Raw genomic sequence first — 9,034 nt, forward strand, 5'->3', positions numbered from 1 at the left:
CCCGGGGACCGCGGCGCGGTAGGCGGCCAGGTCCCAGGCGTCGGGTGTCGCCCACGGCCGGGAGGTGGCGGTCCCGACCGCCGCCAGGTCGTCGGTGTGGGCGCACGAGTCCGGGTCGACGCCCGGAGCCAGGGGCAGCATGGCGCATCGGTGGAAGTCCAGGACGGTCCGTCCGTCCTGGTCGGTGGTGGTGATGCGGAGCGCGGCGAGCCCGGTGGGGGTGCGGCCCGGTGAGTGGCTGTTGGTCTTGAGTCCCACGACCTCCGTCCGGGTGGTCAGGGTGTCACCGATCCGGGGTGCGGTGAGCAGACGCAGGCCGCGGTAGAAGAGGTTGGCCCGCACGCGCTGGGTGACAAGGGTGGACTGGCCGATCGCGACGTCGACGACGAGGCCCGGGTGGGCCACCGTGCCGCCGGTGACGGCGTGGGCGAGACGACGGTCCAGGGGGAGCCGCAGCCGGTCGCCGAGGATCGCCTGGTGTGCGGCGGCGAGACCGTCGGTCAGGGTGACGGACGGGGCGTCGACGACGACCTGACCCACCGCCAGCTGGTCGAAGTAGGGTCCGCCGACGGGCCGGGCGTCGCGAGTGTCCATGACCGGCATCCTAACCAAACCATGCGCATGATTATTGACTATCGGATGGAGGGTTGCGATGATGTCCGGACCCCGCCCGACGGGCGGATCGAGACGACGACGAGGTGTCACCGGTGCCGGACCTGAACCAGGACGAGGCCGACCTCGTCGCGACCGTGCGCCGGTTCATCGACCGCGAGGTCAGGCCGTCCGTGCGCGAGATGGAGCACGCGGACTCCTACCCGGAACGCTGGATCGAGCAGATGAAGCAGATCGGGATCTACGGCCTGGCCGTCCCCGAGGAGTACGGCGGGATGCCGGTCTCGATGCCCTGCTTCGTGCGCGTCACCGAGGAACTCGCCCGCGGTTGGATGTCCCTGGCGGGCGCCATGGGCGGGCACACGGTGGTGGCGAAGCTCCTCACCGAGTTCGGCACCGAGGAGCAGAAGTCCACCCACCTCCCGACGATGGCCACGGGTGAGGTGCGGGCGACCATGGCCCTCACGGAGCCCGGCGGGGGGTCGGACCTCCAGGCCATGGGCACCGTCGCGACACCCGACGGAGACGACCTGGTGATCACCGGGGCCAAGACGTGGATCTCGAACGCGCGCCGCTCCGGCCTGATCGCCCTGCTCTGCAAGACTGACCCGTCGGCGACGCCCGCGCACAGGGGGATCTCGATCGTCCTGGTCGGGCACGGTCCCGGGCTGACCGTCTCGAGGGACCTGTCCAAGCTCGGGTACAAGGGCGTCGAGACGTGTGAGCTGGCCTTCGACGGCTATCGCACGCCCGCCACGCAGGTGCTCGGCGGCGAGCCCGGACGTGGCTTCGCCCAGATGATGAAGGGCCTGGAGACCGGACGGATCCAGGTGGCCGGCCGTGCCCTCGGGGTGGCGGCCGCCGCCCTCGAGGATTCTCTCGCCTACGCGCAGCAGCGGGAGTCGTTCGGGCAGCCCATCTGGAAGCACCAGGCGGTCGGTCACCGTCTGGCCGACATGGCCACCAAGCTGTCCGCCGCGCGCCAGCTCACGCTCCACGCCGCCGAGCGTTCCGAGGCCGGCGAGCGCTGCGACATGGAGGCCGGGATGGCCAAGCTGTTCGCCTCCGAGGTCGGCATGGAGATCGCGCTCGACGCGGTCCGGATCCACGGCGGGTACGGCTACTCCACGGAGTACGACGTGGAGCGGTACTTCCGCGACGCCCCGCTCATGATCGTGGGCGAGGGGACCAACGAGATCCAACGCAACGTCATCGCATCGCAACTGGTGCAGCGAGGAGGACTGTCATGAGGGTGTTCGAGGGACTGGAGCAGCTCGAGGCCGAACTCGGGCGACACGTGGGGTACAGCGACTGGATGGAGATCACCCAGGACCGCATCGACGCGTTCGCCGACGCGACCGGGGACCACCAGTGGATCCACGTCGACCCGGTCCGGGCGGCGCAGGGGCCCTACGGAGCCACCATCGCCCACGGCTACCTGACCCTCTCCCTGCTGCCCGTGCTGGGCGCGGAGGTCATGGAGATCCGGGGGTTCCGGATGATGATCAACTACGGCGTCGACAAGGTCCGGTTCCCGGCACCGGTCCCGGTGGGATCGCGCATCCGGGCGGGGATCGAGCTCACCTCGCTCCAGCGCAGGGCCTCCGGGGTCCAGTTGGGCAGTCTGGTGACCGTGGAGGTCGAGGGCTCCGACCGTCCGGCGGTCGTCGCCGAGACCGTCCGGATGATGGTGGAATGAGTCGGTGAGTTCCCGCATGTCGCGGGCCCTCGCCGACGTCGTGGTCTGCGAACCCGTGCGCACCGCGGTGGGTCGCCGCCACGGCGCCCTCGCCCCGCTCGCGGCCGCCGATCTGGCCGCGGCCGCGATCTCCGGTCTGGTCGACCGCACCGGTCTGTCCGCCACGGATGTCGACGACGTGATCCTCGGGCAGTGTTACCCGAACGGGGAGGCTCCGGCGATCGGGCGCGTCGCGGCACTGGACGCCGGCCTGGACATCCGCACCCCCGGGATCCAGATCGACCGCCGGTGCGGATCCGGACTGCAGGCCGTGCTCAACGCCGCGATGCAGGTGGCGGTGGGCGCGAGCGAGGTGGTGATCGCGGGCGGGGCGGAGTCGATGTCGAACAGCGAGTTCTACTCGCTCGGCCTGCGCGGCGGTGTCCGCGGTGACCGCGTGGAGTTCGTCGACCGCATCGCGCGGGGCCGGGTGACGTCGGGCGGCCGTGACCACCCGATCCCCGGAGGCATGCTCGAGACCGCCGAGAACCTCCGCGCCGAGTACTCGATCTCCCGAGCCGAGCAGGACGAGCTGGCGGCCGAGAGCCAGCGGCGCGCCGTCGCGGCGCAGGACGGGCGGGTGTTCGACGAGGAGATCGTGCCGGTGCGGGTCCCCCGGGGCGGGGGAGACGACGTCGTCGTCGTCGACACCGACGAGCACCCCCGCCGCGGTGTCACCGCGGCATCACTCGCCGCGCTGCGCCCCGTGCGCTCCCGGCTCGACCCCGACGCGACCGTGACCGCCGGCAACGCCAGCGGGGAGAACGACGGCGCCGCGGTGTGCGTCGTGACCACCCGCGATCGCGCGGAGAGCCTCGGGCTGCGCGCGTACGTCAGGCCCCTCGGGTGGTCGGTGACCGGGGTCCATCCCGCCTGGATGGGGATCGGTCCCGTCTCCGCCACCGCCGGGCTCCTGGGCGATCTCGGGCTGCGTCTCGCCGACTTCGACCTGATCGAACTCAACGAGGCCTTCGCCGCCCAGGTCCTGGCGTGCCTGCGGGAGTGGGAGGGCGGGTTCGGCTTCACGGCGGCCGACCGCGAGCGGCTCAACGTGCACGGCTCGGGGATCTCGCTCGGCCACCCCGTCGGGGCCACGGGGACCCGCATCCTCACCACGATGGCCCGCGAGCTCGCCCGCCGGCAGGGCCGGCTCGCCCTGGAGACGATGTGCCTGGGCGGCGGACAGGGCCTGGCCGCCGCGTTCGAGAGGGTGCCGTGACCCGGTGTGCGTCACGGACCCCGGCGAGACCGACGAATTCACGATGAGTTAACTCACACTCGTGTGATTCGGGCGTAGCGTGGGTCACAACGGTCGGTGGGGAAGCCGACCGTCGGGAGGTCCCAGCCGATGATCGATCCACTCGATCGGGAGGGGGCCGGCACCCGGCCCCGTCACCACCAGGTGACCTGGGCCGACCGGTCCACCCCCAGCTCGCCCGCGGGTGCCGCGGGCCAGGAGTCCGCCGTGACCGACACCGTACGCACCTACGTCCTCGACACCTCGGTTCTGCTCTCTGACCCGTGGGCCGTCACCCGCTTCGCCGAGCACCGCGTGGTGCTGCCCATCGCGGTGATCGGGGAGTTGGAGGGCAAGCGACACCACCCCGAGCTGGGCTACTTCGCCCGCGAGGCGCTCCGACTCCTCGAGGATCTGCGCCTCCGCCACGGACGGCTCGACGGCGACCTGCCCATCACCGACCAGGGGGGAACCCTGCGGGTCGAGCTCAACCACACCGACCAGGCGATCCTGCCCGCCGGGTTCCGGAACACGGGGGAGGACTCCCGGATCCTCGCGTGCGCGCTCAACCTCCGCGCCGAGGGCCTCGACACCGTCCTGGTCTCCAAGGACGTGCCGCTGCGGGTCAAGGCGGGCTCCGTGGGACTGCCCGCCGACGAGTACCACGCCCAGGACGTGGTGCTGACCGGCTACAGCGGGGTCGCGAACCTGCCCGCCACCCAGGACCTCGTGGACACCCTGTTCTCCGACGGCGGGGCCTCGCCCCTCGCGGCCCGGGCGGCCGGCCTGGACGTGGAGACGCCGGTGCACTGCGGGATCCGGGTCCAGACCGAGTCGTCCTCGGCGCTGGCCCGCGTCACCGACGGCGGCGGCCTCAAGCTCGTCCGCGGCGACATCGAGGTGTTCGGACTGCGCGGTCGCTCCGCCGAGCAGCGCATCGCCATCGACTGCCTGCTGGACGAGTCGATCGGGATCGTCTCCCTCGGAGGCCGGGCGGGGACGGGCAAGTCCGCGCTCGCCCTGTGCGCGGGGCTCGAGTCGGTACTGGAGCGTCGCCGCCACCGCAAGATCGTGGTGTTCCGGCCCCTCTACGCCGTGGGCGGACAGGAGCTCGGGTACCTGCCTGGGAGCGAGACGGAGAAGATGTCGCCGTGGTCCCAGGCGGTGTTCGACACCCTCGAGGGCCTGGTCAGCGAGAACGTGATCGACGAGGTGATGGACCGGGAGATCCTGGAGGTGCTGCCGCTGACCCACATCCGCGGCCGGAGCCTGCACGACTCGTTCGTGATCGTCGACGAGGCGCAGTCACTCGAGCGCAACGTCCTGCTCACGGTGCTCTCCAGGCTGGGGACGGGATCGCGCGTGGTGCTCACCCACGACGTGGCCCAGCGGGACAACCTGCGGGTCGGCCGTCACGACGGGATCCAGGCCGTGGTGGAGAAGCTCAAGGGGCATCCGTTGTTCGCACACGTCACCCTCAACCGCTCGGAGCGCTCGGCGATCGCCGAGCTGGTCACCACGATGCTCGAGGAGTTCCACCCGGACGCCGAGCCGGGGGAGCTGCGCCGGATCCACGCGGCATGACCGACGGGTGAGCAGAACCTGCGCTGCGTGCCCGGACCGGGCACGCAGCGCAGGTCCCACCCGGGTCTCGTCAGTCCTGTGAGGGAGCCCGCGTCCGGGGTCAGCGCTCGCGGTCGAGGCCCGTCATCCCCAACACGTCGAGGCGGCGGTCCAGCTCGTCCTCGCTCAGCGGGTCGGGGACGAAGCCCAGGGCGATGACGGCCTCGCGGATCGTCAACCCTTCCGCCAGGGCGTGCTTGGCCACCCGGGCGGCCTCCTCGTAGCCGATCGCCGAGTTGAGCGGGGTGACGATCGAGGGCGAGGACTCGGCGTACCGGCGCATCCGCTCGACGTCGGGCTCGATCCCGTCGATGCAGCGTTCGGCGAACAGGGTCGTGGACGTGGTGAGGATCCGGGCGGACTCCAGGACGTTGCGGGCCATCACCGGGATCGCCGTGTTGAGTTCGAAGGCCCCGGTGGCGCCGGCCCAGGCCACGGCCGCGTCGTTGCCCACGACCTGGGCGGCGACCTGGGAGATGGTCTCGCACAGTACGGGGTTGACCTTGCCGGGCATGATCGACGACCCGGGCTGCAGGTCCGGCAGGTGGATCTCGGACAACCCCGTCATGGGACCGGACCCCATCCACCGGACGTCGTTGGCGATCTTGGTGAGCGAGACGGCGATCGTGCGCAGCGCACCGGAGAGCTCCACGAGACCGTCGCGGGCGGACTGCGCCTCGAACGGGTCCTCCGCCAGGCGCAGCTCCTCGAGCCCCGTGAGTGAGCGCAGTTCCTCGACCACCGCGGAGCCGAAACCGTCCGGCGCGTTGAGTCCGGTGCCGGCCGCGGTGCCACCGATCGGGAGCTCGCCCACCCGGGGCAGGGTGGCGCACACGCGCTCGGCCCCGGCCCGGATCTGGCGCGCGTACCCCCCGAACTCCTGGCCGAGGGTCACGGGCACCGCGTCCATGAGATGGGTGCGGCCGGACTTGACCACCTCCCGCCACTCGACGGACTTGCGCTCGAACGACCCGGCCAGCCCACCCAGCGCGGGGACGAGCTCGGTCAGCGCCAACTCCGTCGCGGCGACATGCGTGGCGGTGGGGAAGGTGTCGTTGGAGGACTGCGACATGTTGACGTCGTCGTTCGGGTGGACCGTGACGCCCTCGGCCGCGCACATCGAGGCGATGACCTCGTTGGCGTTCATGTTCGAGCTGGTTCCGGAGCCGGTCTGGAACACGTCGACGGGGAAGTGGTCGTCGACCTCACCCTCCGCGATCCGTCCGGCCGCGGACACGATGGCGTCGACCTTGGTCTTCTCGAGGAGACCGAGACGGCCGTTGACGGTCGCGCAGGCGGACTTGAGTAGGCCGAGGGCGCGAATCTGTGCTCGCTCGAGACCGCTGCCCGAGACCGGGAAGTTCTCCACCGCCCGCTGGGTCTGGGCCCGCCAGAGCGCGTCGACGGGTACCCGGACCTCACCCATGGTGTCGTGCTCGATACGGAATCCACTCTGGTCAGCCATACGGTCAGAGTAGGCGGGCACGCCGCACCGTGCAGGCGCTCTCGGCGCGGCGGGCCCGGGTGGGGTCAGCTGTCGCGCGTCCCCTGGCCGTAGTCGACCGCCGAGAACTCGCGGAGCTTCTCCATGCGGTGGCGGGCCTCGACGTGCCGGACCGTGCCCGACTTCGATCGCATGACCAGCGACCTGGTGACGGCGCCGTTCGAGCGGTAGCTGACGCCACGGACCATGTCGCCGTTGGTGATACCGGTCGCCGCGAAGAAGCAGTTGTCACCCTTGACCAGGTCGTCGGTGCCGAGGAACGCATCCACGTCGAGGCCGGCGTCCACGGCCTTCTGGCGTTCGGCGTCGTCCTGCGGCCAGAGCTGCCCCTGGATCTCCCCGCCCATGCACTTCATGGCGCAGGCGGTGATGATCCCCTCCGGGGTGCCGCCGATGCCCATGAGGATGTCCACCGAGCTGTCGTCCGAGGCGGCGGCGACGCCGCCGGCCACGTCCCCGTCCATGATCAGCCGGACCTTGGCGCCGGCCGCGCGGATCTCCGCGATGAGTTCGGCGTGCCGGGGGCGGTCGAGGACGCAGACCGTCATGTCCCCGACGTCGATGTTCTTGGCCTTGGCCACGGACAGGATGTTCCATTCGGTGGACTTGGACAGGTCGATGTGACCGACCGCGTCCGGCCCCACGGCGATCTTGCGCATGTAGAACACCGCGGAGGGGTCGAACATCGCGCCACGCTCGGCGACCGCGATGACGGCGATCGAGTTGGGCCGGCCCTCGGCCATGAGGCGCGTCCCGTCGATCGGGTCCACGGCCACGTCGACCGCGGGACCGTGCCCGGTGCCGACCTTCTCGCCGTTGAACAGCATCGGCGCCTCGTCCTTCTCGCCCTCGCCGATCACCACGACGCCGTCCATGTCGACGGTGCCGATGAGCTCGCGCATGGCGTCCACGGCCGCGCCGTCACCCCCGAGCTTGTCGCCCCGGCCCACCCACCGGCCGGCCGCGAGCGCGGCGGCCTCGGTGACTCGGACGAGCTCCATGGCGAGGTTACGGTCGGGGCGTAGGGCGTCTGACATGTGGCGTCGGGCTCCTCGGATAGCTGCGCGCGAACAGACGTGGCCACTCGCCGCACGATGGGGTGTCGGCGCTCATTGTTGCACCTCCCGACGCCCGCCGGGGGCCAGGCGCCCGACATGCCCCGGGTGGGTGGGATACTGGACGCCGTGGCCGAGCCGAAACCGAGAATCCTGCAGGGCAACCGCGACATGTTCTGGTCGGTGGTGGTGCTCATGGCGATCGTCGGCATCTTCGCCGGTGTCGCGGGCCAGTGCACCTTCAGCCCGTCCGGACCACAGCAGGGCGCGATCCCGGAGTTCGACGCCGAGGCCTCCCTGCGCCAGGACGCCCGCAGCCTGGACTTCCCGGTGCGGTCCCCGGTCGTCCCGGAGGGGTGGACCTCGAACTCGGGTCGGGTCGAGAGCTTCGTCGGCACCACCTCGAGCCACGTCGGCTGGGTGACGGGGGAGCGGAGCTTCGTCGAGCTGGTCCAGTCCGACGCCCCCGAGGAGGCGTTCCGGTCGCTGAACGGCGGACCGCGACCGAGCCGGACGATCGTGCCGGTGACCGGGCGGGAGTGGACCGTGTTCACCGGTGACGACGTCCGTCCGGTGTGGGTGCTGGACCTGGACGACGTCAGGGTGGCGGTGACCGGGTCGGCCACCACCTCGGACTTCGAGGAGCTGGCCGCGGCTGTCCAGGACGCCGAACCGCTCCCGGACACCCGGTAGTCAGCGGGTCGACCGTCGCCGGGCCGGCGCAAGGGCTGTGCCTCCTAGCTGCAGTGCCTCCTAGCTGCAGTGCCTCCTAGCTGCGGCCGCCCTCGTCGTCGTCGCCCAACACCGCGTCGATCCGGTCGCGCGCGCCGTCCAGGTGCTCCGTGCACCGCGCGGCGAGTTCCTCGCCCCGCTCCCAGAGCGCCAAGGATGCGTCCAGGTCCTGGCCGCCTGCCTCGAGGATGCGGACCACCTCGATCAGCTCGTCGCGGGCCTCCTCGTAGCCGAGCTGGGAGACGGGGGTCTGCTCGTCGGACATCAGGACTGCTCCTCGGGTGTGGCTGGCTCGGGTGTGGCTGGCTTGGATGTGGTGTGCTCGGGTGTGGATGGCCCGGGCGGTGCGGTGGTGGTGGCCGTCCGTCCCGCGGCGGGGGTGGAGCCGAGGACGGCGGCGGACAGCGCGCCGTCCGACACCCGGATGCGCAGCTGCGACCCTGGCGGGGCGTGGGCGATCGAGGAGACCACCCGGCCGTCGTGGTCCCCGGCGACGGACTGGACCACCGCGTACCCGCGCGCCAGGGTGGCTG

The 9,034-nt window shown here is 71.4% G+C and carries 9 protein-coding genes and 1 pseudogene; 5 read left to right on the forward strand and 5 right to left on the reverse strand.

From position 1 onward, the window contains the following. Positions 1-594: hotdog family protein (locus G6028_RS08665; RefSeq protein WP_479682426.1), on the reverse strand; the 594-nt coding region annotated here is incomplete at its 3' end. Positions 595-707: 113 nt separating this feature from the next. Here G6028_RS08665 and G6028_RS08670 point away from each other — a divergent pair. The 4 genes from G6028_RS08670 to G6028_RS08685 all read left to right on the forward strand — a co-directional run bounded on the left by G6028_RS08670 (position 708) and on the right by G6028_RS08685 (position 5,171). Next, entirely contained in the window at positions 708-1,862 is a 1,155-nt protein-coding gene (locus G6028_RS08670) for an acyl-CoA dehydrogenase family protein (protein WP_182610333.1), read from the forward strand. Beyond that, positions 1,859-2,311: a MaoC family dehydratase gene (locus G6028_RS08675; protein WP_182610334.1), complete on the forward strand. Its 453-nt coding sequence runs from the start codon at positions 1,859-1,861 to the stop codon at positions 2,309-2,311. The genes G6028_RS08670 and G6028_RS08675 overlap by 4 nt, the downstream gene beginning before the upstream one ends. A 16-nt stretch (positions 2,312-2,327) precedes the next feature. Next, positions 2,328-3,569 (forward strand): acetyl-CoA C-acetyltransferase, encoded by a 1,242-nt coding sequence (locus G6028_RS08680; RefSeq protein ID WP_182658643.1) that lies wholly within the window; start codon positions 2,328-2,330, stop codon positions 3,567-3,569. 246 nt (positions 3,570-3,815) lie between these two features. Then, the gene (locus G6028_RS08685) at positions 3,816-5,171 is read left to right on the forward strand and encodes a PhoH family protein (protein WP_182610128.1); all 1,356 of its coding nucleotides are present in this window, start codon (positions 3,816-3,818) and stop codon (positions 5,169-5,171) included. Positions 5,172-5,271: 100 nt separating this feature from the next. Here G6028_RS08685 and G6028_RS08690 read toward each other — a convergent pair whose 3' ends face one another. Both G6028_RS08690 and glpX read right to left on the reverse strand, forming a co-directional pair. Continuing rightward, complete coding sequence (locus G6028_RS08690) at positions 5,272-6,675, reverse strand: class II fumarate hydratase (RefSeq protein ID WP_182610129.1); 1,404 nt, start codon at positions 6,673-6,675, stop codon at positions 5,272-5,274. Between the two features lie 65 nt (positions 6,676-6,740). After that, a complete protein-coding gene (gene glpX / locus G6028_RS08695; RefSeq protein WP_179525654.1) occupies positions 6,741-7,751 on the reverse strand; it encodes a class II fructose-bisphosphatase in 1,011 nt (336 codons plus the stop codon). Positions 7,752-7,898: 147 nt separating this feature from the next. Here glpX and G6028_RS08700 point away from each other — a divergent pair, with 147 nt between their 5' ends. Beyond that, positions 7,899-8,462: a DUF4245 family protein gene (locus tag G6028_RS08700; protein ID WP_182658641.1), complete on the forward strand. Its 564-nt coding sequence runs from the start codon at positions 7,899-7,901 to the stop codon at positions 8,460-8,462. 76 nt (positions 8,463-8,538) lie between these two features. Here G6028_RS08700 and G6028_RS08705 read toward each other — a convergent pair whose 3' ends face one another. Both G6028_RS08705 and G6028_RS08710 read right to left on the reverse strand, forming a co-directional pair. After that, on the reverse strand, positions 8,539-8,766 hold the full coding sequence (locus G6028_RS08705; protein WP_182658642.1) for an exodeoxyribonuclease VII small subunit: 228 nt from the start codon (positions 8,764-8,766) through the stop codon (positions 8,539-8,541). After that, positions 8,766-9,034, reverse strand: a pseudogene (locus tag G6028_RS08710) (exodeoxyribonuclease VII large subunit); the annotation flags it as partial. The pseudogene G6028_RS08710 and the gene G6028_RS08705, both read right to left, overlap by 1 nt.

Origin of the sequence: Dietzia cercidiphylli (genome assembly GCF_014145145.1) — a bacterium.
GTDB lineage: Bacteria > Actinomycetota > Actinomycetes > Mycobacteriales > Mycobacteriaceae > Dietzia > Dietzia natronolimnaea.